Raw genomic sequence first — 24660 nt, forward strand, 5'->3', positions numbered from 1 at the left:
CTATGAGGTCAAAGGATGTAAGAACAAAATTTTTAAACTTTTTTAAGGAAAAAGGGCATCATATTGTGCCTTCTGCCCCGATGGTCATAAAAAACGACCCTACATTGATGTTCACCAATGCGGGGATGAACCAATTTAAAGAGTTTTTTCTAGGCAATACCGTTCCCAAAAACAAAAGGGTATCGGATACCCAAAAATGCCTTAGGGTAAGCGGAAAGCACAATGACCTTGAAGAAGTAGGGAAAGACACCTATCACCATACCATGTTCGAAATGTTGGGCAACTGGAGTTTTGGCGATTATTTCAAAAAAGAGGCTATTGCGTGGGCTTGGGAATTGTTGACCGATGTTTTAAAGATCGATAAAGATTGCCTATACGTATCGGTCTTTGAAGGCAGCAATGATGCTGATAATCTTGAAATGGATAGGGAGGCTTTTGGGCTGTGGAAAGCTATTGTGCCCGAGGATAGAATTATCATGGGCAACAAAAAGGATAATTTTTGGGAAATGGGCGAGCAGGGCCCTTGCGGCCCCTGCTCAGAAATACACGTGGATATACGCCCTGAGGAAGAAAAGGCCAAGGTTTCCGGTGCATCATTGGTCAATCAAGACCATCCCGAGGTTGTAGAGATATGGAACTTGGTATTTATGCAATACAATCGCAAGGCCAATGGCAGCCTAGAGCCTTTGCCGGCCAAACATGTTGATACGGGTATGGGTTTTGAACGCCTGTGCATGGTCTTGCAAGGGGTGCGCTCCAATTATGATACCGATGTTTTCACCCCCATTATTCGTGAAATTGAGACCATTACCAATACCAAATACGGTATTTCGGAGGAAAATGATATCGCCATACGGGTCATAGCAGACCATATTCGTGCTGTGGCCTTTTCAATCGCAGACGGACAATTGCCGAGCAACACCGGGGCAGGCTATGTAATTAGAAGAATACTGCGACGCGCCATACGGTATGGTTTTACGTTCTTGAATACAAAAGAACCGTTCATGTACCGCTTGGTCAAAGTATTGACGGAAAGTATGGGAAGTGCTTTCCCTGAATTGAAAGAACAGCTTCAATTGATCGAAAATGTGGTCAAGGAAGAAGAGCATTCTTTTTTGAAGACCCTGGAACAGGGCTTGGTGTTATTGGATAGCGTAATTTCAAATACCAATGGTAAAACAGTAGATGGGCGCAAAGCCTTTGAATTATACGATACCTACGGTTTCCCCATAGATTTAACGGCTTTGATCTTATCCGAAAAAGGATACAGGCTTGATGAAAAGGGCTTCGATATGGCCATGCAGGAACAAAAGAACCGTTCCAAATCGGCTTCGGAAATTTCAAAAGAAGATTGGGTAGTTCTTTCAAATGACGCCGAACAGGAGTTTGTAGGCTATGATATGTTGAAAGCCAACGTGAATTTGGTAAAATATAGAAAAGTTATTTCCAAAAAAGACGGGGAGCAATATCAAATGGTATTCAATATGACCCCTTTTTATCCTGAAGGAGGGGGTCAAGTAGGGGATAAGGGGTACTTGGAAGAAGCCAACGGAAATGTGGTGTATATTATCGACACCAAAAAAGAAAACAATGAAATCATACACTTCTCCAAAGAACTTCCAAAAAACACGGCAGCATCCTTCAAAGCAGTCGTAGATAAAAAACAACGTGCACGAACCGAAGCCAACCATACGGCCACACATTTGTTGCATCAAGCCCTGCGTGAGGTGCTCGGAACCCATGTAGAACAAAAAGGTTCCGCAGTGCATTCCAAATACCTTCGGTTTGATTTTTCCCATTTTTCGAAGCTTACCGTAGATGAGTTAAGGGATGTCGAGAATTTTGTGAATGCACGTATCGAAGGTCAATTGCCGTTGCAGGAGCAAAGAAGTATTCCTATTGAAGAAGCAACAAAGCAAGGTGCCATGGCCTTGTTCGGTGAAAAATATGGGGATACGGTGCGAACTGTTCGCTTTGGGCAATCCATTGAACTTTGTGGTGGAACACACGTAAAGAATACGAGCGATATTTGGCATTTTAAGATAAGGTCCGAAGGTGCCGTAGCTGCCGGAATTCGAAGAATAGAAGCGATAACTTCCGATGCCGTAAAAGATTTTTACTTTGAAAGCAACAGGATGCTTTTTGAAATAAAAGATGCTTTGAACAACACGCAAGACCCAGTTAAATCTGTCGTTGCGCTCCAAGAGGAGAATACAAAATTGAAGAAGGAAATTGAAAGTCTTCTAAAGGATAAGGCCAAAAACTTGAAAGGCGATCTGTTGAACGAGTTATCAGAAATAAACGGGGTACGTTTTTTGGCCAAAAAGGTAGATTTGGATGCCGCTGCGATAAAGGACCTGTCTTTTGAAATGGGTCAGAATCAAGATAATCTATTTTTGCTTTTTGGAACGGAGCAGAACGGTAAAGCGCTTTTGTCCTGTTACATATCAAAAGATTTGGTAGCTTCAAAAAACCTGAATGCGGGAACAATAGTTCGCGAATTGGGTAAGTTTGTCCAAGGCGGTGGTGGTGGGCAACCTTTCTTTGCGACCGCAGGGGGCAAAAACCCTAACGGTATAGATGAAGCTTTGGAAAAGGCGCAAGCATATATCAATTAACAGTTTTCGTTTGTAGCGAACGAAATCGAAAGCTATCACCGCTTATTGTAAACCGATACGATGAAACTTCAGACCCAAATTCCGTTATCGATAGCAAATCATCAAATTGATTATGATAGCCGACTGGTACTCTTGGGTTCATGCTTTTCAGAAAATATTGGCGCAAAGTTCAACTATTTTAAGTTCAGGTCGTTTCAAAACCCGTTTGGGGTATTGTTTCATCCTTTGGCGATTGAGAAGCTGATTGAAAAGTCGGTCACGCAAGAAGAGTATTCAGAAGATGACATCTTCTTTTTTAATGAACGCTGGCTTTGTTTTGACGCGCATTCCGATTTAAACGATAGTTCAAAAGAAAATCTTTTGAACACATTAAAAAATGCTTTAAAACATACGCATCAACAACTCAAGCAGGCTACCCATATTTTTATAACATTGGGCACATCGTGGGTCTATAAAAAAAAAGACAGGGATATTATCGTTGCCAATTGCCACAAGGTGCCCCAAAAGGAGTTTTCAAAAGAAATACTTTCCGTTCAAGAGATAACGGCGAGTTTAAAAAACACTATTGAACTAATTCGTAAGGTAAACCGTACGGCCCAAATCGTATTTACGGTTTCGCCGGTACGGCACATAAAAGATGGGTTTACGAACAACCAAAGAAGTAAGGCGCATTTGATGACCGCAATTCAGTCTATTTTGCACCATCATAACAAAGAAGGTTTGGATTATTTTCCTAGCTACGAAATTATGATGGACGAGCTAAGGGACTATCGTTTTTACGCATCCGATATGGTGCATCCCAATGAATTGGCCATTGATTACATTTGGGAAAAGTTCAAATGCACTTGGATCCAAGAAAATGTACATGCAGTAATGAGCAAGGTTGAAACCATTCAAAAAGGGTTGGGACACAAGCCTTTTCACCCTGATTCTATTGAGCACCAAAATTTCTTAAAATCGCTTCGCGAGAAAATAAAAAAAATTCAAAAAGATTTTCCACAAATTATTTTTGAACACAGTATGGACTTCTGAATTATCGTATTCCTACTGCGTTTTCAATTCAAATTGAATATTTTGTGCATATCTTTAAACCTATTAATATCAAGTTGACGAAATCGATAACATGAAATTGAAGTTTTATTTTTTATGTGTATTCTTAAGTATATTATTTCTAAGCTGTTCCTCTTCAGCCGAAGATGGTCCTGCTGATGGTGAGTTTATAAGGGCGACCGTGGAAAATGTTTCGTTTGAATCATCGGATGTTTCAGATGGTGCCACCGCATCTAAGATAGATGGTGGTAGTTTTATAACGTTCATAGTACAAGGTTTTGATAGTGCCGGTAACAGTTTGGTCATTGTAGTGCCAGAATATAGTGGTCCTGGAAGCTATGATTTAGGTAATGACAACGGCGGTTTTATGGCATCTGGTTTTTTTGGGAACCAGGAAACGGGATGGAGTTCTGTAAATGATGGTGGCTCAGGTTCGGTTACTGTTTTGACTGATGAATCTGGGGAAACAACAGGTAGGTTTGAGTTTATAGGGACGCAGAGTGATAATGCCGTTTCAACACGAAGTATAACAGATGGCAGATTTAGGGTGAATTTCGAAAACTGATAAGTTTAATGAAAAAAGTTTTAGCGGGCGTTATCATAACCTTGGCCTTTGTGTTGATATATCGTTCTTGTAGTGAGGATAAAACTGAAAAATCCATCCTTAAAGAAGACTCAATGTTGATACAGCAACAGATAAACAATGTGTCAAAATTGATAGTGACCGAAGGCCATTTTGCCGAAGTATATAATTATAAAGATTCCAAGGAGCTTTTTGGCGCATTGATTTCTGCCGATAAAAAAGCTCTAGTGGTGGTAAATGCAGAAGTTACCATAGCCTATGATTTAAGTAAGATAGATTTTGAAATTGATGAACCTACACGGACTTTGAGAATCAAGAGCATTCCACAACCCGAAATAAGGCTAAATCCCGATTTTGAATATTATGATGTCACGGCAGATTATTTAAATCCGTTTAAGGCCAATGATTACAATACGATCAAAAATACCGTTAAGTCATCTTTACTCAAAAAGATTGATGCATCTACATTACGTACAAACGCCGAAAACCGATTATTGAGCGAGCTTCAGAAGTTTTATGTATTGACCGGTTCAATGGGGTGGACCTTGGTATATGAAAACCAACCAATCCAAAACTTTGAACAAATTAAGCTCAATGCTGAATTTTAAGGGCTGAATTTACCAAAGTAACACCATCATCGATCAAATGCCCTACCTTGGGGTTGTGCTGCTTGATCGTTTCCAAATGGGAAAGGATTTCTTCAGCAAAATCAGTATCATTGTTTTGCACGGCAAGCTCATACAGTTCTACAGATAACAACCAATCGTTCGGATAGTTTGCTTGAAGTTCGCTGAACACTTTATGGCGTGATATCGTGGTATTGATACCTTCCCTAAAATGCCTGATTTGCTCGTAGTACATTTCCAACTTTTGACTGGCTTCGGAAACATGTGGTTTTATAGTAGTGGAAGTTACCGTATGGGTAATCAGATCAAAGCTGGTCAAATCGGCTGGGCCGTTAAAGGCCGATACGATTTCCTGACCTACGGCCATATTGTATAATTCATTTTTTGAACTGAACAAAACAGTGTCATCATGTGTTACGGTACAATTTTTAAACGTAATCAAAATAATCTCTCCCCTTAAATTTCTCGTACCCGTAACGATTTCTCCCCTAACATTAATATTGCCTTCAAATTCTAGATCTACTGTTTTCCCTTCGTAAATATTGTAGGCTTTCAGGTCTCGGGGCCCCATATCTTCAATGGCCAGGTTAATGCCTTTGAGCTTTCCTACGGGAGAACCAAATCCTGTATTGTGCTTAATCGTATCTTGGCCCACGAGTTCCTTTTCCCGATAGGCCAATGCAGATTTGCCCTTGGTCTGAAAATATACAGGTTTGCCCTTATAAGAGATGACCGATTCAAAGTTGCCAGATATCTGAAGTCCCGTACTGAGCTCTATAGTGCCCAGCTCCTTGGAATCTATGAGTTTTTGAATACCGCTCAGCCCACCGGTTCGCAGTGCCATGGTATTGGCAAAATCTTCCAACACCTGACTCAAAAAAGCAAAATCCGGTGTAACGAACAATTGGGGTTGGGGTTTGGTAATATCAAAAGCAGTATGTGCCGCTTTTATTGAATAAGGTATTTTTTTAACCTCTTTTGTCATACACCAAGCACTTTCGCCGATAGAGGATAAAAGGCCTGCCCCATAAATTTTAGGATTTTCAATTGTGCCGATCAAGCCATACTCAACGGTCCACCAGTGAAGATTTCGTATAAGTGCCATTTCACTGGGTTCGCCCATATTTTTTTGTAGGTCCTCAATATGTTTTTCAGCCGTATCAATTTCATCCTGCGGCGTTCCGGCGGCTTCTTTGATGATGGATAAATGGCGTACTGCCTCGTACAGTTCGTAATCTTTTGCGCTTGAGATGGCTTTGGAGCCTATTTCTCCGAACCGCCTTAAATATTCCGCATATTCCGGATTGGCTATAATGGGTGCATGACCTGCGCCTTCGTGAATAATGTCGGGGGCGGGAGTGTATTCAATGTGCTCTAACTGGCGTATATCCGATGCTATTACGAGAACATTGTAAGCCTGAAACTCCATAAATGCAGAAGGGGGGATAAACCCATCAACAGCAACCGCAGCCCATCCAATTTCCTTTAATATACGGTTCATGCCATACATGTTGGGAATATGATTTATTGAAATCCCGGTTTTTTCAAGACCATCCAAATATGAGCTATGTGCCACCTTGCTTAAATAATCCACGTTTTTACGCATCACATAACGCCAAACAGCTTGATTGATCGCTGTATACTCATCGTAATTCTGTGGTTTAACGTACTGCTTTAAGTGTTTGGGCAGTTTCTCCAGAACAGGGTTGGATGTGTAGGACATTCTCGCATTTATTTAGAACATAAAGGTACTAAAAAGCCTTCTATTTATAAATGTAGAAGGCTTTGCTTTATATAAATTTATCAAAGGTAAAATCTAGTTTGCCGCTATGGCATTAGGGGGATATTCTTGAAGAATTTCCGAGACGAATTCACGTATGCGTTTCTCTTTCTTTTCGATATTTTTGATATTGTTCAAAGTACCGATACCCCTACCTTGCCAAATGAGTTCTTTTTCTTTGGTGTCGATAAGGTCAATGTACAAGGATCCTTCGGTTCTGGTACTCACGGCATTTCCGCCCCAGCCGGGACCAAAACCACCCCATCCCCAACCGGGACCCCAACCCCAACCGGGGCCAAAACCGCCCCAGCCCCAGCCTAGGCCGCCGCCCCAACCCCAACCAAAGTTGTTGTTGTAGACATCTACCTGTTCGCGTTCCTTCGTAAAGATACTTACGAGTATATCGGGATTTTCGGATTTAACAAAGCCTCTTGAGCTCAACTCGGCATCAATGGCCTTGAGAATTCTCTTTTTGTCCAAATCGGAAATTAGGGCTTTGTCAATACCTGTTTTGTAAAAGGCATAGGTTTTGTATTCGTTGAAATTTGTTTTTTGATCGTAGTCAGATAGCACACGCACAGATGTACAAGATGCAAAAAGTAGCATTGCAAGTACCGGAATGGCCAAAAATTTTACCTTTTTCATAGTCTTACTTTTTATGGAGTTTATCGTTAAATACATCTTCAAAAATCATGCCGAACCCAAGTTTTGGTCATTGTGAATTGGTTTTAACATTGTAACCGTATGGGCAGTGCCTGCAACCGCTTTCACAACAATACCCTCTTTTTAAGTGATATTGCTCGGTAAACACCCTATATCCATTATCGGCCAAATAAAAATCACCTTCCTCTACGGGAATCATCTTTTTCATGAAATCATTTTACAGTATAAAATTAATCATAACTGTTGATAAATAGCTATTTATATACTGTTAAAGGCCAATTTTAAAGCTAAACGGCCCTATTTTGCAATTCATCCCAATTGTTGGCAATAAAATCGTATTGTTTTGAAATACACATTTTTAACAATTAAATTTGTGTTATAGCGTTTTAATGCTAATCTATGATTGTAGTCTTTAAACATTTCTTCTATAAAAACTATGTAGGGCTGTCCCTGTGGCCCTTCATTATTTTAAAGCATGATGAATTAAAAGACGATACCGTTCTTATCAATCACGAGAAAATACATCTTAAACAACAACGAGAGCTTCTTATTCTACCTTTTTACGTGTTGTATATGTTGGAATGGGTCGTGAAGACTCTTTTTTATATGGATAGTTACAAGGGGTATCAGAACATCAGTTTTGAACGCGAAGCTTATTTCAATGAAAATAATCTGGATTATATCGATAATCGCAGACCTCTAAGCTTTATTAAATACCTTTGGCACTAGAAATCATACTCTAGTGGTCGCTCTTAATCAAAAAGTGGATTTACCGATTTTAAAACAAAAGGACATTACGCTTTATATTAAGCGTGAAGACAAAATACACCCCTTCATTTCCGGAAATAAGTACAGAAAACTAAAATATAATATCATTGCAGCGCAAGAGCAAGGTTTTTCACGTTTGCTCACGTTTGGCGGTGCATTTTCCAATCATATTGCAGCAACTGCCTACGCCGGTAAAAAGTGTGGTTTTGAGACCATAGGCGTCATCCGTGGGGAAGAAATCAAAAGTAAATGGCAGAACAATCCCACTTTGCAATTTGCATTCGAAAACGGAATGAAATTTGAATTTGTTTCAAGGGCGATTTACCAAAACAAAGATGATGTCGATTTTCAGAATCACCTAAAAACCAAATATGGTACTTGTTATATTTTGCCCGAAGGTGGTACGAACACTTTCGCGGTAAAGGGTTGCGGAGAAATTTTGAATAACGGCGATGCTGTATTTGATGTCATAACATGCTGTGTGGGAACGGGCGGTACCCTTGCGGGAATCATAAATGCATCATGGCCGTATCAAAAGGTTTTAGGCTTCCCCGCCCTGAAGGGCGATTTTTTAAAGGAAGATATTCGTAAATTTGTATCCAAAGAAAATTGGGAATTACGGACTGATTACCATTTTGGAGGTTACGCCAAAATAAATGAAACACTTATTGATTTTATCAATGCTTTTAAGGAGCAAACAGGAGTTCCGTTAGACCCTGTTTATACAGGTAAAATGATGTTCGGTTTACTTGATTTGATTAAAAAAAATCAAATTAAAAAAGGAACAAAAGTATTGGCGGTACATAGTGGGGGACTACAAGGTATCGCAGGTATGAACCAAAGGTTGAAAAATAAAAATTTACCATTATTGCACACATGATTAAGAGAATTGCATTTGTTTTTGGATTGAGTGTACTGCTCACCGGATGTTTCGCCAAAAAGAGAACCACGTACAACAAACGTCAAAAAAAGGAAACTCAGGCCATTGTCAAAAATGATGAAAATACTTTCAAGGAAAAAAAGGATGGGTTATACCCAATGCCCGATGATACGGGAAAATTTGTGAAATTCCCGATATCATCTGTTAAAGAATATATTGCTACCTTTTCCGAAATCGCACAATTTGAAATGAAGGCTTACGGCATACCGGCCAGCATCACTTTGGCACAAGGTATTTTGGAAAGTGGTGCGGGTAGGGGCGAATTGGCACTAAAGACCAACAACCATTTTGGTATTAAGTGCCATGCCGGATGGGACGGGGAGTTTGAATACCATGATGATGATGCCAAGGGGGAATGTTTTAGAAAATATAATCACCCTATGTATTCCTTTCGAGACCATAGCATATTTTTGTCCTCAAGGTCTAGATATGCTTTTCTGTTCGATTACAGGAGCGATGATTACAAACGATGGGCCAAAGGGTTGAGGGAAGCTGGCTATGCCACCGACAAACGCTATCCCCAAAAGCTGATAGCCCTCATTGAAGCGCATAATCTTACCCAATATGACCAACAAGTGGTCAGCCAAGGATATGAGGTGGAAAAAGAGCCCAAAACATATGATTTTGGTACTTATGTAGTCCAAAAAGGAGATACCTTATATTCAATTTCCCGTAGGTATTTTGTTTCGGTCAATGAATTGAAACGTTTGAACAAAATGAGGGGCGATACACTTTCCATAGGTCAAAAACTTATCGTCAAAACAGAAAAACTCAACAAATAAATGCGATATCAAAGAAGCAGTGCCTTGTTTGCCGAGGCCAAGCAATACATTCCCGGTGGGGTAAATTCACCTGTTAGGGCCTTTAAGGCGGTAGGTGGTGACCCCATATTTGTAAAAAAGGCCGAAGGAGCTTATTTGTACGATGAGGATGATAATCGGCTGATCGATTACATTGCGTCATGGGGTCCGCTAATTTTGGGCCATGCCTATGAACCGGTACTCAATGCCGTAATCGATAAGGCAAAAAAAGGAACTTCATTTGGCATGCCCACCGAAATTGAAACGCAATTGGCAAAGTTATCGGTTTCCATGGTGCCCAATATAGATAAGATACGTTTTGTCAACAGCGGAACGGAAGCTTGTATGAGTGCTGTTCGTCTGGCCCGTGGATATACCGGGAAGGACAAAATCATAAAATTCGCCGGTTGTTATCACGGGCATTCGGATTCCTTTTTGATACAGGCAGGCAGCGGAGCCGTCACCTTTGGAAGCCCAAATAGCCCGGGGGTTACCCAAGGTACGGCAAAAGACACCCTATTGGCCCACTATAACGATTTGGAAGGGGTTAAAAAACTGGTCGAAGCTAATAAAGGTGAAATCGCTACGATTATCATAGAACCCGTTGCAGGAAACATGGGTTGCATAGTGCCTACCGATGAATTTATAAAAGGACTGCGTGATATTTGTACACAAGAAGGTATTTTATTGCTGTTTGATGAAGTAATGACAGGATTTCGTTTGGCCAAAGGTGGTGCTCAAGAAGCATTGGGTGTTGATGCCGACATTGTAACCTTTGGGAAAGTCATAGGTGGCGGACTGCCCGTTGGAGCCTTTGCCGCCAGGTCAGAAATCATGGGGCATTTGGCGCCGGAAGGGCCTGTGTACCAAGCCGGGACCTTAAGCGGAAATCCCTTGGCCATGAGCGCAGGACTTGCCATGTTGACCGAACTGAACAATAATGCACAAATTTTTCAAAGCTTGGCCGATAAAACGGAATATTTGCACAAAGGCTTGGCCAAAGTCCTGAACAAAAAAGGAGTGCCATATCAAATAAATCGTTTTGGTAGTATGATTTCCGTGCACTTTACCGATGAGCCTGTGGTAGATTTTGCCTCATCGGCAAAGGGCAATAATGCTACCTTCAAAAAATATTTTCATGGTATGCTCGATAAAGGAGTTTACCTTCCACCAAGTGCTTTTGAAAGTTATTTCCTCAACGATGCCTTAAGCTATGATGATTTGGATGAAACCATAAATGCGGCAAAAGCCATTGATTTATAAAGTTTTTAGTCAATCCTGTAGCATCCGCCGTTTGTTTAGTAAAGATAACAAAAGGCTTTGTTCGTTTTAAAGCAAATCGCAGTGTACTGCGTGGCCTTTGTCGGGAATAGTGTAAATGGGAGTTCGCCATGGGCGAACGTATTTTCACATGCCCGTGGGCATTTCCGACAACGGTATCGGTTATGAGTAGTTGCGTGCAAAAAAGGCACTTGCCTTTTCGTCTAGAACAAGCCAAATCTTTTGTGTTTTGCTTTATCTTTTTTATTGGTAATCGTCATATGTAATCCCTAAAGCTTTTGGGGTGGCGACTTTTCAAAAATGCCCAAACCTTGGTGTTGGTAACGACTTGCGCTATTTTTTACATACAATGTTGTAACAGTATTTTTCTTTTATTTTGCGTTCAAGCATTATCAAATTTCAGGACAAAACCATTCATTCTTATTCGCAGTTCTCATTGTAAAAGTCGACTACTTGAAAAACATACTTAAAATCCTTTTCGGTTATTTTTTTCTGTATCTCTGGACAGTCAGAAAGGTAGTCACTCACCACTTTTTTTAATACTTGGCTTCGCGCATTTTCTGCGGGAATGAAGAAATTATCCTCAGATTTCTTAATTAAATCCGTTGATTCCAGGTCGTTGTTATCATTGTCTATCCATTCCAGTTCATAGTGGGATAATTTTCCTTTCGAAATTACTTTTAAAAAATGTTGGTCGCCATTTTGGTCGATATAGTATCTAGAGTCGAATAAACGACCATTTTTAAACAGTTTGGTTTCTAGGTCAAGTGTATGGCTTTCATAATTATATCCATTTACGCTATAAGAAAGTACTTTTTTTCGCTTGAACCTTTTTTTTCTTCCATTTGTATCTGTCAGTCTTATTTTCCTGTAAAATTCACTGAGCGCGTACCCTTCCTTAAAATAATCGACTTTTCCAAACAATGTGTCACCTGTGATCAGTACGATATTATCTAAAGGTTCGTTATTTGGAGTGGCTATTGTTCTACAGGACGAGACATATAGAATGACAACAAGACAAAATAGATACTTTTTAATTTTCATATAATTTGAAATATTTATTGTTCAGATTGAGGTTTCTGGGATATTGTGCACACGTGTACGTGTATGATTTCGTTGCGTGTTTCAGCAACTTGTTTGGAAAATACGAACCTAGTGGAAAATCCTTGTGGATTTTCGTAAGTAGATTAGAATTGGTCATTAATTATACAGGTGTTGTAACCTGGCTTTTATTCAATCGTACCATTAATCGTACCATTAAAAGTTTTTGATTCACTAAATACTGTAATTCCGAAAAGATTCCATTTCAAAATTCCATTAGCAATAAATTCCGACTTTTTATTTGGCTCAAAGCTGTTCGTGTCTATTGAATTAAATTCCCAAACGTAACCGCTTACGAGTCCAGTTAAAAAACTATGACTTTCTATCGGAATATATTCATTTTGGTCAATCGAGTATTTTACGAGCATATTAATGTCAAAAGTCAAATTGTCTTCAAGAACTACTTGTTTGATTTCGGAATTATCCTTTTTGTTAAAGGCCTCATTTATAGTTATTCGGTTTGAGTTTTTTTCTGAATTTGAAGCAGAAATTACTTGAACAATTCCGATTAACATTATAAGAATCGAGACAACTTTAAATTGTGGTTTAAATATTCTTTTTCCCTTCGAGATAAATCCAACAATCAGATACATAAAGTAAATAACAATCATTCCGTTTATTATTGACCAAATTAAATGTATCATAGCTTTTCGTTTTTCAGTTTGTTTTACAACAGCCACGCAGGTAAAGCGAGTAGCGTTGATTGCGCTTAGTTATGGCAGCCTTTAGTCGTTATTTGCTTTGACCGTCTGTTGTCGGTAGTGCGGCTGCGTATCCATCGTTTTGTTTCCTGTAAAGATAGTGAAAGGCCTTTTTGTTTTAAAGCAAGTTGCAGCATACTGCGTGGCCATTATCGGGAATAGTGGAAAAGGGAGTTCGCTTTGGGGGACGTATTTTCACGTGCCCGCTGGCATTATCGACGGTCTAGTGCACGAATAGTAGCGGACTTTATTCGCTAAATTTTCGGATTTTAGACTTACCATAAATATAAAAAAAGCGATTTCGATTAAGCACCGAAACCGCTATTATTTTTATACATTATTGTATGCCGTATTTTTTGAATTAGCTTTATTCAAATATTGAATTGTACCAAGCAATAGCTTGATTTGCAGTTCTATCTAAAATTTCTGTATCATCGTAATATTGAAGGTGTCCAGTCTCTCCTTCCCATTGTAATTTTTTCATAGTTGCTGGTACAGCTTCAAATTGTCTTTTGGCTACTTCTGGTAAGAAACTATTATCGCTGTGAATCATTAGATATGGTTTTTCGAGTTTTTTAGCTGCCGTTAAAGACTCATATTCAAAGAGTAACGCATCACTCATTTTAGGATAATTATTTACCCATATTCCTTTATCTGACCAAGTGTGGTACCAGTCCCAAACAAATTTTCCTGGCATACCAACGTCCATTCTGGTTTCGTCTACTGCTGGCACATTAATCACTTCCCCTGTTTGTTTGTAGGTATTGTATGCAACTTTTCCGCTTGCAATTCTTTCTTCTAAAGCTTCTTCTGTTCCCATCCATTGAATGTCACCTTCTCGGTCTCTGTAATGTCCTGCAACAGTAACCAATCCTTTGAAGATGCTATCTTCTGAAACTGCTCGTAACATTTCCGAACTACCTTGGCAAAGTGCAAAACCAACAATTTGTTCATCATTTACCATAGAAAGCGAAGCTAAGTATTTAGCAGCTGCTTTAGCGTCTTCGACTTTTGCAATTGGGTCTTCCAATTCTCTTGGTAATCCAGCACTTTCTCCACGATATCTTGGGTCGAATGCTAATGCAACATAACCTTGTTCTGCAAATCGTTTGGCGTATTCCGTTGGTGCTTGCTCTTTAGCAAAGGTCATTGGTCCTAATATTGGTACTGCTGGATATTTTTTTCCTTCCTCGTAGTTGACGGGTAAATAAAGGTCTCCTACTAATTCTAATCCTGAACTTTGAAATTTTACTTTTTTCATAATGTAATTTTTAGTTGTTTGTGAATTCAATTTTTGGGCAATTGCTCCTGTTGTAATTAGGCTTAATAAGCCGATGATTATAGTCTTCATATCATTTGTTTTTTATTTGATACAAAGATGCGACCAACAAGACCATTGCTTATTTATGAAAACAAAGCAAGAAGTATGAATTTCAAATATTTGACGATTTGCGATATTTTCCGGGTGTGTTTTGAGTATGTTTTTTAAAGAAATTGTTGAAATTATTGGGCGAATCAAACTGTAATTGATAGGCAATTTCTTTAATACTCAATTTTGTCTGGGTCAAATAAGACTTTGCTAAATGTAGAATGTGTTTGTGTATGTATTGCAAAGCGGTTACACCTAAATTGTTTTTGACGATTGCATTTAGGTAATTTGGATGTATGTTTAAGACTTCTGCATAATAAGTTGGTGAGTGACCGTTTTTGTTATAGTCCCATTCATTGTCTAAGCGAAAATGCTCTTCAATTAAATTCTGATAGCGACCTAATATTTTCAAATCAGCTGTTTTTATGATTTGATTGGCTGTTTCTTTTGAGATATCTTGGTTGAAGTATCTTTTGACATAATTTAATAGAAGAGCAACGTATGTATTGATTATCTCAAATTTATCTTGCTTATCACTATGATATTCAATATTGATTTTTTCATAAATACTTAATAGTGTTTTCGTCTCTTCTTCGTTTACTTGAAATGGAATTGATTTATCGATCTTTAAAAAAGGAAATAGGTCTAAGAAGTTTTTAAAATAGTGAGATTGAGCAAGAAAATCACGAGTCATTAAAATATAGAAGCCTTCCCAATTTGGCGCAATATCCCAAGACAGAATTTGAAATGGTGAGTTAAAGAAAACGACTGAACCTTCTGGAAAATCTGAGTAATGACTTGACAATGCTTTTCCACCGCCATTTATTTTTAAGGCTATTGCATAAAAAGCATGTCTAAAAGCAGACATTTTATGGACAACTGTCGGCATATTATCTTGAAAATTTCTAACTACAAAGTGTTCGTATTTTGCTGGCGGTATTCCAGTAGCCTCAGAATATTCTTGGATTGTCTTGAAGTTATTCATTTCGTCCTTATGGCACGTAGCGGACTCGGCTACGAGTAGATAATTGGGTTAGCACTTAACTTTGCAAGTACATACCAAACTGAAAATCCACGAGGATTTTCAGAAGCCTGTCCTGAGCGGAGCCGAAGGGTAGGCGAGCACAAGTGATTTCTTATGGTCATTGTTGGTAATAATTATTTTTCTTTTTGAGCAATATTCCATTCAATCCCATTTTTTCCCACAGAATTTTCAATTCCGTCCAACCCGATTTCCTTTCTCCTTTGGTTTATATATTCAGGTTTTTCGATTGGAAAGAAGGTTGGGGCTTCACTAGAACTGTAATCTATTTGAGTCCCATATATTTGAGGTTTATCAGAGTTGATCAACATTCTGTCAACGAGACGGGCATAATGACTAGGTTGTGATTCCTTTTTTAAAACAGAAGCTTTCAATAGCGGTGCATACTTTTTTTTAGAAGCGATGCTACCGTGTTGCAAAACACTCCATAAAGTTGTGTTCGCCAATCTACCTACTTCAGAAATTCCCAGCCAGCCAAACTTATCAATAATCTTTATCACTTCTTTTTCAAGAACTTTATCTTGAGCTTCAACTACTTGCCAAAAATATTCATAGGCATCAGAATCTTTCCCAAGCTTATTTTCAGCCTCTGTATAGATGCGTCTAAAAGTTTGGTCTTTCATAAATATCGTCTCTAATTTGACTTTTAGCGAGTCGAGTTCCTTTTGAGACTGGCCTGACACTGAAAAATTGATGCTCAGTACGATTGTAATAAGAATGGTTTGTTTCATAGTTATAAATTATTGCCAATTACTTCCGCACCACGTTTAGGCTTCCTAAGTTAGTATTTTGTTATCTTTATTTTAAGTTGCAAAGGCAAATTTTATGTATACAATAACTATTCCTAAGCTTACAAATTAATCACTATAAACCTTGTTTCTTATTCGCCATTTTTTGTTATTAGTCTTTGGTGTGTTTAGGGGCTTTGGTAAACGAGTTAACGTTGGGTTTAGCAGTGGTTTTTGCCACAAGTTCTGAATTTTCTGGGGTTGCAGGTTCTCCAATATAGATATCATCATCACTATCGTCTTTTTTGCATCCTGTGGTAAGCATCAATAGTCCAATGGAAAATAATAAAAAAGCTTTAAGATGACTGTTCTTTGTGGTTGATTTAATTCTAGCTTGCCAATCTTTTACGGTTCTATTAATCGTTTTCAGTCCTGATTCTTCTTCGCTATGGCGCATTGCACAACAGACCTTTTTTCCTTTTCTTTCTGCCAAACAATCTATGATTTCTGTATTGTTCATGTTTGTGAAATCTATGATATTCAACGAGCATTCATGGCAATACCTGTCCTTTGAGTTTTCCAGCTGATTCAAATCTTGCCATTTTATATGACACGGATTCTCTATTCTTACATTTGATTTAATCATTTCAGAAGTATTTAATTAAAGGATTGGATTCTAATATCCAGATGGAAAAATCTATTAAAAGTTGCGTTTATTAGTTAGTGACCACCACGCCAAACGCAATGGCGATATTTTCATGGAAATATAGCAAAATCCGTCAACATGGAGCAGTATATTGCACTTCCGCTTAAATACTACCATAGTTCACCTATAAGGCCGAGGGGCAGGCTGATAGATTTTGCAGTATTGGGTGTACGGATCATGGTTCCAAATTACTTTTAGCACGCCGTTCCTGTAAGTTTTGGCTCGATGCCAATCAATGGTAATGTAAGTTTTTATGGCATTAGTCGATTCGGGCTATGATTTCGGCTTGGTATATCAGTGAAGATTTTTTAAGTTCGGAATCCAGCCGTCTTTTAAAGTCAAGGTTTTTGATTTGTTCAAGGCTGAGCTGAATTACAGGCATTGTTGAAGCACGTTATTTTTTATTTTTTTTGTCTTCAAAAAAGGGTTTTTGAAAAAATTGGTCTCGATACCATATGGCTTTGACCTTATATTTTTCCATCAGTTTTACCACTTTTTTGAACGTCGGGAACGCTTTTGATAGGTATGGGTTTTAAAGTTCCAATCTTCGCCTGTGCTATCTGATTCGTCCGTAAATATTTTTCAAGTTTCGAAAAGTTAGTTTTTTCTCCGTTGAGGGTGACTTTTGATTTTCCGTATACATAGACGGTGACAACACTATCAGTCCCTTTGGTTAAATCCATATTCTTTTGTCCTGAAGAAAATAATGGGATTAGAAAAATATTAGTGTGTATGGAAGATTTCTCATTTTTAATGTTTTATGATGGCCATGCCCCCTATTCGCTATTTGCTTTCTCTGCCTATTGTAGGGAGTTTTTTTAAAATCTAAATCCTATACCTCCTTTAAATATATTTACCCGAGTATTGAATTTTATGTCCAAAGCATCTCCCGGCGGCAAGTATATATAATCATATTGTGCTTTAATAAAAAACGATTTGTAAAGTTAAAGGTTAAACCTCCATTAATATTGAGTCCTTCTTCGGTTAGGGTAACGGTGGTTGTTTCTGGATTGTCAAAGGCAGACCTGGATTCCCCTTTGAAAAAGAGAAATGAATAACCAATACCAATATAAGGCCTTATCTTTCCATTTGATGTCAATTTCAATTCTGCAACTGCTCTTGGCTGAAAAGTAGTTAACGTTGTATTTCCTTGTCCGGTTTCGGTATTTTCACTCAAAAATCCTCCATTTACAGAAATCCCAACTTTAACCGGGTCAATGTCTAAGAAATGATATTCAATTCCTAGTCCAATGACTCCATTATAATTTTCGCCTACGAAATTATTGTCAATAGGTACTGGGTAATGCAAGTCTACAACAAGGTTAGAATTTTGAGCATAGTTTGTGAAAGAAATTAAAATTAGAGTAGCGATCAGCAGATTTAGTCTCATAGTTTGATTTGTTTTTAATTGTCTACAACCGCAGTCTCAAAAGCAGTTCTGTAATTTTTAAGGAAATATAGCAAAATCCGTCAACAATGTCGCTAGAATTGTACTTCCGTTATCTCATATGGCATTGTTCCCCAAGTGAACCGCAAAAGGAACTGTATTCTATAGAATCTTGCGATATCGGGAATTAAATGGCGGTACCGGATAGTATCTATTTTCGAAATATGTAGGTTAATGTTCACCATGGGCGTGCTGAGCTATGCGAACATGAGGCCACGAACTAGTGGGCTAGCCAACGCAAACCCTACCGTTATCGGCTGCCGGTAGTGGTGAGAAAGCATATAAATATTTTCTGTTTTAAGTGAAGATAATTAGTGTACGTGTTTTTCCGATTAGATGATTTTTTTGTAATCAATTCTACATGGTATTTAAAACCCTCTAAAATCTTCCTAAAATTTCTTTTCCTATCTCCCCTAGAGTTTCTCCAATAATTTTCATGGCTAAAGCTCTTCCATTATCGCCATTTGTCATAACTATCAAGCCTCTTTTTGATTTTGGAAGAAGAACTATTAAAGCATTTATACCTTGGTCACTTCCTGCATTAAACAGTGCGTATTCATTATTTGATAAATCATTGAATATAATCCATCCTAGACCAAAGCTTATTCCATCTCGAACAGAGGAATGTTGAATTATCATTTCACGATAGGTATTTTGGTCGAGATATTGTTGATTGATAATATTTAATCCGAGGTTGCTAAAATCTCCGATTGTGGTCAACAAATTGTCAGCAGCATTGGCTTTTGAGGACTTTTTATATACATATTCGTTCCCATACTTGTCATGAGTGCCTGCAAAGTTTAGGCTATCAATACTTTCGCTCCATGTTAACTGACTGTTGTTCATTTTGTTAGGTTTAAAGACTAATGAATCTGTTAACTTCTGAAATGAGATATCGAATTTCTCTTCAAGAGCTTTTCTTAGATATTCAAATCCCTCACCAGAATATTGAAATTTTGTGCCGGGTTCAAAATCAAAAGTTAGTTTCTTATCCTTGTTCATCCGCCGCCAGTTTTTAAAACCAGTTCTATGGCTTAATACATGGCGTGTAGTTATTTTATTGTGTAATGGATTGTTCTTAATGTCGGGGTCAATCCAATAGTGGGACAAGGGCTCGTCTAATTTCCAAGAATTCGCATCTACTAATTTCAGTGTAAGTAATGTGGTTATTGTTTTCGTAAGGGATGCTACATCAAAGATAGTTTGAGTACTGGCTGGTATGTCACCTTGGATTTTTCCAAGCACCCTTACTGGGTTCAACTTGCCTTTTTCGATAGTGCCTATGGCTATTGCCGGAACTTTATTTTCGACCAACCACTCATTTATCGTTACGGAATCAAGAATTTTCAGTGAAGTTTCTGTTTGCGCAGTTAGCTTGAAAAGGTGAAAGAAAAGCAAAATTATCAATAACGACACTCTCATTTAACAAGTTGTTTTTAGGTTAACATATTTACGACGATTGAAAATAGGTTTTAGTTACAAGAAAGCTGTTTTATTTTTCACCAACGCTTACGATAAACAGTTTGTGTTGATTAAATTCAGCCGTCAGAGCGCTAAGCTAGACCAACACCACGGCCACGAAGTGATGGACCGGTAGTACAAAAAATGTGATTTGTAAGTTGATCGTGCGGTCAAATGGTCAAACAAATACATTACAACCAAATGGAAAATCAGTTAGGATTTTGTATGTGGGTTGATGTAGGCTATAAAAATTCTGTGTTACAAAAGTTAATAATTATAATCCTAAAATATCGGAAATCAGCGTTTTGTATTCTTGGATATTTCTTTTATGTTTTTTCTGTACTCTAATCCATAATATAACTCCAATTGCCAAAACAAAGGTTGCGATCAAATATGTGTAAACGTTGTTGTCTTTTTCCGAGATTACAGCAATTAAGAGAGCCGCTCCCAAAATTATATGTGTAAATATTATTAATACCCATAAAAAGTGCTGGTTAAACAATATTTCTACGTTAGCCCCGTTTTCAGCTTCCGTCTTTGATAATTTTCCATTTACAACTATGCTATTCAAAAAATATAGGTACCAAGGGTAGGTAATCCTTTTACGCATTTTAAATGTTATGGGGCCATTTTCACGGTGGTTTATGTTGAATACCAAACCGTTGGTAGATTCAAGTGCGGATTCAATTTTTTTACTGATGTCCCTAGGACTGTTTTTCAGTTTAAAATCCCATTTTTTCATAGTATTGTTTTAAAGGCCGTTTGGCGATTGAATCCAATTTATTACCTGTAAAAAATTAACTTGTGATGCTTAAGCAAGCCTTAAAATTTATTCTTAAAGTACAAAATAATTTTTTCCATAAGTTGGTTAAAGTCGAATTTCGGATGGTTGCGTAAATATAAAGCACTACATAATAGGGCGATTTCTATGGTAATGTACTGAAATAAGACAATTTAAGACATAAGTATGATGCTTTCGTTCTTTTTATGTTTTGTGGGGATGTATACGCAACAGGACTTACATCTTTATTGTCCAATTAAAGGTCAATATCCCATAATTTGATTGCAGTTGCTTTGGTTTGTTTATACTTTTAAGATGATATTGTCATTTCGACAGGGCGATGTACGGGCGATGGGAAATCCCATAATTCCTATTCGTGCCCCATTTTAGATGACACATAACCGTAGGTTACCGATTGATATGCGCTAATTTTCGGTTTGGCGCGGACATTAGCGATTTGAAGTGGTTTCTAGCCTGCCCCGAGCGTAGTCGAATCTGCCGTAGTTGGGTTGTACATTGCTGCAGACTGTATTTTTAATTTTTCAATATGAATCTTATTCAGTTGCTGGTTGTATTATTTCACGTATGGTGGCCCAACCAGTCGGACTTTTACCATACCTAATATAAGTAACCATCGTTCGTCCACTGAAAACAAAAGGCTCACCACCATTTTTTGGTGTTCCTTTTATTGAAAACTTGGTTTGTTCAATTGCAATATTCTCATTTACGAAAATACTTTCAACATCATTCTCAATGAATTCTAGATTGAAATTCTCAAGTGTTTCCTTCAGCCCTTTAATGACTTCATCTCTTCCGATTTTCAGGTCCTTATATTCTAATGCCTTAATGACATTAGGATGATGCAGAGATTTTATTTTTTCGATATTCCCATCTACAAAGGCTTTTCGAATAATTTCTCCGTTTTTTAGAATTTCACTTTCAACACTCTTATTTTGAGAATAAACTCCTGTTGGTATTTGAAGTGCTATAAAAAGTATTAAAATCCAATTATGTCTTCTATTTTTTGTTTTCATTAGATTGCTTTAATTATGGTCATCGTTTAGGTGTATAATTTAGTAGCGGATTGCATGATTCCTCTTTTAACAAACTAAACTTGATGCGAATTGCAATATTTCATTTATGAGATAAACCCGCTATTGATTATGCATACTGTTATGGGCTTTTGTTATTCTAAATTAAATTTCATTTGCTGACCATCTTTTCCATTTTCAGCGATAATATATTCATACTCTTTGTCAGATAGACTTTTCCATTTAATTTTTTCCATTGGAATTCCTTCTGGTATAACACTTTTAATTATTAAAGTTTGATTAGATAATTGTTCGAATTTATTTAGAGTTTTTATTTCATATAAATCACCATCATTTCCCATTTCAAGTTTAATGTGTTCAAAATCTTTAATAAGTCCCTGAATTTTAATTTCAATAAATTCTCCTTCTGAAACCCCTTTGAGCAAAATAGAATTTTTCTTTTGAGTCGATGGTGGTTTTTTATAGTATTGTTTAATAATTACGATGTTTTCCTCTGATTTTGATACAGGTTTGCTTTCTGTTTGAGCATAAATAAGATTACCTGTCAAAAACGAAACTATAGCGTAAAGTACAATGATTCTCAATTTCATTTTATGTTTTTTTTTAAGTATTAATTCTAATTGTCCATAACGGCTCCTTAAATGAAAAGTAACGCTGAAAATAAGCTGTTACATTTCGGTTTGACACAGACCTTAGCAATTCTGCGTGGATTCTAGTCTGCCCTGAGCGTAGTCGAATTCGCCGTAATTGCGGTTATACATTATTGTAAATAGTGCTTTTTTCATTTTCTAATTCTATTTACTTTGACATAAAACCAAGGTACAGGTTCAAATCCATTAGATTCGTCATTCATAAATTCCATTATTTCGTTCCAGTTCCCATAATTTACTAAAAGTCCAAATTCATTTATTTTTAGTCCGAATTTATCTCTTAAATCATTAGCTAAGTCGTTGCAATGAAAAGAATGGAAGTCTCCACTTATTTCAATTCCGATTATGTCGTAACCTAAAAACTCGTCTTTTTCTAAATCAAGCTCTTTGTTTTTAAGTTTGCTATAAATTCCAATTTCTCCGCTATTCGATTCAGTCGGTATTGTCATTTCCAAAACTCCGCTCAAATCAGATTCGGGAAAGCTGATACTTAATATTTCAAAGTCAGAATCATTTGGAAAGAACTTTTCTTTGTATTCGGTTAATATTTTTAGGTCTGAAAACGTATTTATCCAGCCGAGTTTTTCTTCATCTAATTTTTTGTCTGCCCAAAATTGTATTTCCTTAACATTTTTGTCAGTCAGATTAAAAGTGTGTTTAGTTTCTTCTAATTCTTTCTTTTCAGTTGTTGCCCAAGAAATTGCCCAAGAGTCAAAAAAAGAATCGTTTATACAACGACTACAAGTGTAGATTTCTGAACCTTCAATCGTTCCATATTCGATAGGTTTTAATTTAATAAGATAATACGCTCCAATGAAGTATTTCACTCGGTTTTCGGCATTGTTTACAACGGTCTCGGCTATGAACAGTTGCGTGGATTAGCACAAACTTTTGCGTGTGCACCATAAGCTGAAAATTCCGCAGGAATTTTCAGGACGAGCCTGAAAAAGCAATTGTTTACAACCATTGTTGTATACAGTAACTTTTCCGTTTTTTTATTCAACTCGGTCATTTTTAAATCTTAAGTTCAGGGGCTTTTCAGGTATTATTTTTAAAACTCCCCAAAGTCTGTAAATATTTGCATGGCAATTCAGTTCAGTTTTTGAGTTCCGATGAGTCTTACCAGTCGAGTTTGATTCATTGATTTCCGTATGGTTTTATAAGCTTAACAATTCAACTGGTTCATAGCGTTTTTAGATAATCGTTTAACGCTTTTTTATCTTCGAAACGGATTGTTCTATTTGCTCCTCTTTCGTTATGAATGATAACCTTAAATTCATCATTTTCAGCAATAACTTCATAATTAATTCCGTTTTGGGGAGTCTTAGGGATATGCAATCTTTCTCGAAAGTCTGAAAAGACTTTTTTTATCACACCTTTTTTTTGATGGGGCTTTTTTTTCATAATGGCATTAGTACATCTCTGTTGCGAATTAAAGTTCTAAAATTAGTATTCGATTGGTCTCTTGAAAATCATCGAAATGTTCGGTTAAAATTTACCATTGCAGTTCGGCTTAAAATCTTGTTGTATCGTCTTGTTGTTGTATGCAACCCATCGTTCAAATCCAGCCGTTTATGGTTTGTAGGTTACAAGTTAACGAATTGCAGCCATAAATTATAGCCCTTGTTATGAGCTGGCTTTTTATTTTTTTAGAGCAATGGTACCAATCGAGACCATTCCAGAACCATTGGGTTCTACACTCACTTCATAATAAAGGTTTTGTTCTTTCAAAAGAAGTCCTGCTCTCGGGGTTCCGGATGCTTGATAAGAAAGTGCCATCATATAAAAAATATGCTCTTCATTTGGATTGATCGTCTTTTTCAATATACCAACATTATTAAAATTTGCATCTAGGAAAGACTCTATTTCGGTCAGCCCATAGTTGAATTTTGAAAGCTTATCAAGCGAGAATTGTTCTTTGGGTAAAATTAGCTTTAAGAAAGAGTCAGGTGGAGTGAAAATTCGAAATGAATCGGTAGGAACATTGAGGTTTAACTCTAAAGGAATATCTGTTTCATTGATAATGCGAGTCCAAAATGATGCAAACGCATATGATTTCCCGGTTGAGTCATAATATTGTGTTCCATCCGGTTTAATCATTCCACCCTTAGGAAAGCTATTTTGTATGGTAATTTTTTTTCCTTTGGCAAGGGTGTATGTAGTATCCGTGTAGATGTATTTTGCTAAATCATGATTCTGTGATGGTTGTCCCGTATTATTATGGGTAGTAGTTTTTATGTCCGATTCAATCGCTACTTTTTCCGTTATCGATTTACTTCTTTGTTGACAAGAACAAAGCCACACTATTGAACAAACCGAAATAAATAAAACTCTTTTCATGTTTAGCATGCTCACAACCACTGCTCCAAACGCAGTTGCGATATTTTCATGGAAATATAGCAAAATCCTTTAACTATTGTGCGAGTATCTGATAACCTTATAGATTCGCACAATAGTTCGTCAAGGAGTCCGCGCAGCAGATGTCCCCTTGTTGGATTTTGTGGTATTGGGAG

26 protein-coding genes are annotated in these 24660 nt (G+C 37.4%); 8 read left to right on the forward strand and 18 right to left on the reverse strand.

Annotated elements, in window-relative coordinates:
* The first annotated feature begins 2 nt into the window (after window positions 1-2).
* The 4 genes from alaS to HYG79_RS11175 all read left to right on the forward strand — a co-directional run bounded on the left by alaS (window position 3) and on the right by HYG79_RS11175 (window position 4859).
* Window positions 3-2618 carry an alanine--tRNA ligase gene (alaS, locus tag HYG79_RS11160; RefSeq protein ID WP_179242168.1) on the forward strand — a complete coding sequence of 872 codons (2616 nt, stop codon included), beginning with the start codon at window positions 3-5 and terminating at the stop codon, window positions 2616-2618.
* A 60-nt stretch (window positions 2619-2678) separates the two neighbouring features.
* Window positions 2679-3650: a GSCFA domain-containing protein gene (locus tag HYG79_RS11165; RefSeq protein WP_179242169.1), complete on the forward strand. Its 972-nt coding sequence runs from the start codon at window positions 2679-2681 to the stop codon at window positions 3648-3650.
* Window positions 3651-3741: 91 nt separating this feature from the next.
* Window positions 3742-4233, forward strand: coding sequence for a hypothetical protein (locus HYG79_RS11170; RefSeq protein ID WP_179242170.1), 492 nt, complete (start codon window positions 3742-3744; stop codon window positions 4231-4233).
* Between the two features lie 8 nt (window positions 4234-4241).
* Window positions 4242-4859 (forward strand): DUF4230 domain-containing protein, encoded by a 618-nt coding sequence (locus HYG79_RS11175; RefSeq protein WP_179242171.1) that lies wholly within the window; start codon window positions 4242-4244, stop codon window positions 4857-4859.
* Here the strand turns inward: HYG79_RS11175 and HYG79_RS11180 are convergent.
* The 3 genes from HYG79_RS11180 to HYG79_RS11190 all read right to left on the reverse strand — a co-directional run bounded on the left by HYG79_RS11180 (window position 4843) and on the right by HYG79_RS11190 (window position 7528).
* Window positions 4843-6600, reverse strand: coding sequence for an aromatic amino acid hydroxylase (locus HYG79_RS11180; protein ID WP_179242172.1), 1758 nt, complete (start codon window positions 6598-6600; stop codon window positions 4843-4845). The two genes, HYG79_RS11175 and HYG79_RS11180, sit on opposite strands and share 17 nt — an antisense overlap.
* A gap of 93 nt (window positions 6601-6693) precedes the next feature.
* On the reverse strand, window positions 6694-7302 hold the full coding sequence (locus HYG79_RS11185) for a DUF4136 domain-containing protein (protein ID WP_179242173.1): 609 nt from the start codon (window positions 7300-7302) through the stop codon (window positions 6694-6696).
* Window positions 7303-7369: 67 nt separating this feature from the next.
* Window positions 7370-7528, reverse strand: coding sequence for a DUF5522 domain-containing protein (locus HYG79_RS11190; RefSeq protein ID WP_179242174.1), 159 nt, complete (start codon window positions 7526-7528; stop codon window positions 7370-7372).
* Between the two features lie 191 nt (window positions 7529-7719).
* On the opposite strand from HYG79_RS11190, the gene HYG79_RS11195 reads away from it, so the two are divergent.
* Genes HYG79_RS11195 through hemL form a run of 4 tightly spaced genes read left to right on the forward strand, consistent with a single transcriptional unit; the run spans window position 7720 to window position 11091 of the window.
* On the forward strand, window positions 7720-8049 hold the full coding sequence (locus tag HYG79_RS11195) for a hypothetical protein (protein WP_179242175.1): 330 nt from the start codon (window positions 7720-7722) through the stop codon (window positions 8047-8049).
* Between the two features lie 34 nt (window positions 8050-8083).
* Window positions 8084-8968, forward strand: coding sequence for a 1-aminocyclopropane-1-carboxylate deaminase/D-cysteine desulfhydrase (locus tag HYG79_RS11200; RefSeq protein ID WP_228027865.1), 885 nt, complete (start codon window positions 8084-8086; stop codon window positions 8966-8968).
* Window positions 8965-9810, forward strand: a complete 846-nt coding sequence (locus tag HYG79_RS11205; protein WP_179242177.1) for a glucosaminidase domain-containing protein — start codon at window positions 8965-8967, stop codon at window positions 9808-9810. Before HYG79_RS11200 ends, HYG79_RS11205 begins: the two co-directional genes overlap by 4 nt.
* A complete protein-coding gene (gene hemL / locus HYG79_RS11210; protein WP_179242178.1) occupies window positions 9811-11091 on the forward strand; it encodes a glutamate-1-semialdehyde 2,1-aminomutase in 1281 nt (426 codons plus the stop codon). It begins immediately after the preceding gene.
* A gap of 438 nt (window positions 11092-11529) precedes the next feature.
* On the opposite strand, the gene HYG79_RS11215 is transcribed toward hemL, so the two are convergent.
* From HYG79_RS11215 to HYG79_RS11285, 15 genes are all read right to left on the reverse strand, one after another.
* Window positions 11530-12153 (reverse strand): hypothetical protein, encoded by a 624-nt coding sequence (locus tag HYG79_RS11215; protein WP_179242179.1) that lies wholly within the window; start codon window positions 12151-12153, stop codon window positions 11530-11532.
* A gap of 185 nt (window positions 12154-12338) precedes the next feature.
* The gene (locus tag HYG79_RS11220; RefSeq protein ID WP_179242180.1) at window positions 12339-12854 is read right to left on the reverse strand and encodes a hypothetical protein; all 516 of its coding nucleotides are present in this window, start codon (window positions 12852-12854) and stop codon (window positions 12339-12341) included.
* Between the two features lie 424 nt (window positions 12855-13278).
* The gene (locus HYG79_RS11225; RefSeq protein WP_179242181.1) at window positions 13279-14262 is read right to left on the reverse strand and encodes an alpha/beta hydrolase; all 984 of its coding nucleotides are present in this window, start codon (window positions 14260-14262) and stop codon (window positions 13279-13281) included.
* A gap of 82 nt (window positions 14263-14344) precedes the next feature.
* Window positions 14345-15265: a helix-turn-helix domain-containing protein gene (locus HYG79_RS11230; protein ID WP_179242182.1), complete on the reverse strand. Its 921-nt coding sequence runs from the start codon at window positions 15263-15265 to the stop codon at window positions 14345-14347.
* Between the two features lie 173 nt (window positions 15266-15438).
* A complete protein-coding gene (locus tag HYG79_RS11235) occupies window positions 15439-16053 on the reverse strand; it encodes a DUF6624 domain-containing protein (RefSeq protein WP_179242183.1) in 615 nt (204 codons plus the stop codon).
* 169 nt (window positions 16054-16222) lie between these two features.
* Window positions 16223-16696 carry a hypothetical protein gene (locus tag HYG79_RS11240; protein ID WP_179242184.1) on the reverse strand — a complete coding sequence of 158 codons (474 nt, stop codon included), beginning with the start codon at window positions 16694-16696 and terminating at the stop codon, window positions 16223-16225.
* Window positions 16697-17223: 527 nt separating this feature from the next.
* Window positions 17224-17439: a hypothetical protein gene (locus tag HYG79_RS11245; RefSeq protein WP_179242185.1), complete on the reverse strand. Its 216-nt coding sequence runs from the start codon at window positions 17437-17439 to the stop codon at window positions 17224-17226.
* Between the two features lie 188 nt (window positions 17440-17627).
* Complete coding sequence (locus HYG79_RS11250; RefSeq protein ID WP_179242186.1) at window positions 17628-18146, reverse strand: outer membrane beta-barrel protein; 519 nt, start codon at window positions 18144-18146, stop codon at window positions 17628-17630.
* A gap of 435 nt (window positions 18147-18581) precedes the next feature.
* Window positions 18582-19625, reverse strand: coding sequence for a serine hydrolase domain-containing protein (locus tag HYG79_RS11255; RefSeq protein WP_179242187.1), 1044 nt, complete (start codon window positions 19623-19625; stop codon window positions 18582-18584).
* 313 nt (window positions 19626-19938) lie between these two features.
* Window positions 19939-20406, reverse strand: a complete 468-nt coding sequence (locus HYG79_RS11260; protein ID WP_179242188.1) for a DUF423 domain-containing protein — start codon at window positions 20404-20406, stop codon at window positions 19939-19941.
* A gap of 593 nt (window positions 20407-20999) precedes the next feature.
* Window positions 21000-21479 (reverse strand): nuclear transport factor 2 family protein, encoded by a 480-nt coding sequence (locus HYG79_RS11265; protein WP_179242189.1) that lies wholly within the window; start codon window positions 21477-21479, stop codon window positions 21000-21002.
* 152 nt (window positions 21480-21631) lie between these two features.
* Window positions 21632-22087 carry a hypothetical protein gene (locus tag HYG79_RS11270; protein WP_179242190.1) on the reverse strand — a complete coding sequence of 152 codons (456 nt, stop codon included), beginning with the start codon at window positions 22085-22087 and terminating at the stop codon, window positions 21632-21634.
* 191 nt (window positions 22088-22278) lie between these two features.
* Window positions 22279-22974 (reverse strand): hypothetical protein, encoded by a 696-nt coding sequence (locus tag HYG79_RS11275; protein ID WP_179242191.1) that lies wholly within the window; start codon window positions 22972-22974, stop codon window positions 22279-22281.
* A 355-nt stretch (window positions 22975-23329) separates the two neighbouring features.
* Window positions 23330-23551 (reverse strand): hypothetical protein, encoded by a 222-nt coding sequence (locus HYG79_RS11280; RefSeq protein ID WP_179242192.1) that lies wholly within the window; start codon window positions 23549-23551, stop codon window positions 23330-23332.
* A 237-nt stretch (window positions 23552-23788) separates the two neighbouring features.
* The gene (locus HYG79_RS11285) at window positions 23789-24487 is read right to left on the reverse strand and encodes a hypothetical protein (RefSeq protein ID WP_179242193.1); all 699 of its coding nucleotides are present in this window, start codon (window positions 24485-24487) and stop codon (window positions 23789-23791) included.
* Window positions 24488-24660 lie beyond the last annotated feature (173 nt).

It is taken from the genome of Costertonia aggregata (assembly GCF_013402795.1).
Taxonomy (GTDB): domain Bacteria; phylum Bacteroidota; class Bacteroidia; order Flavobacteriales; family Flavobacteriaceae; genus Costertonia; species Costertonia aggregata.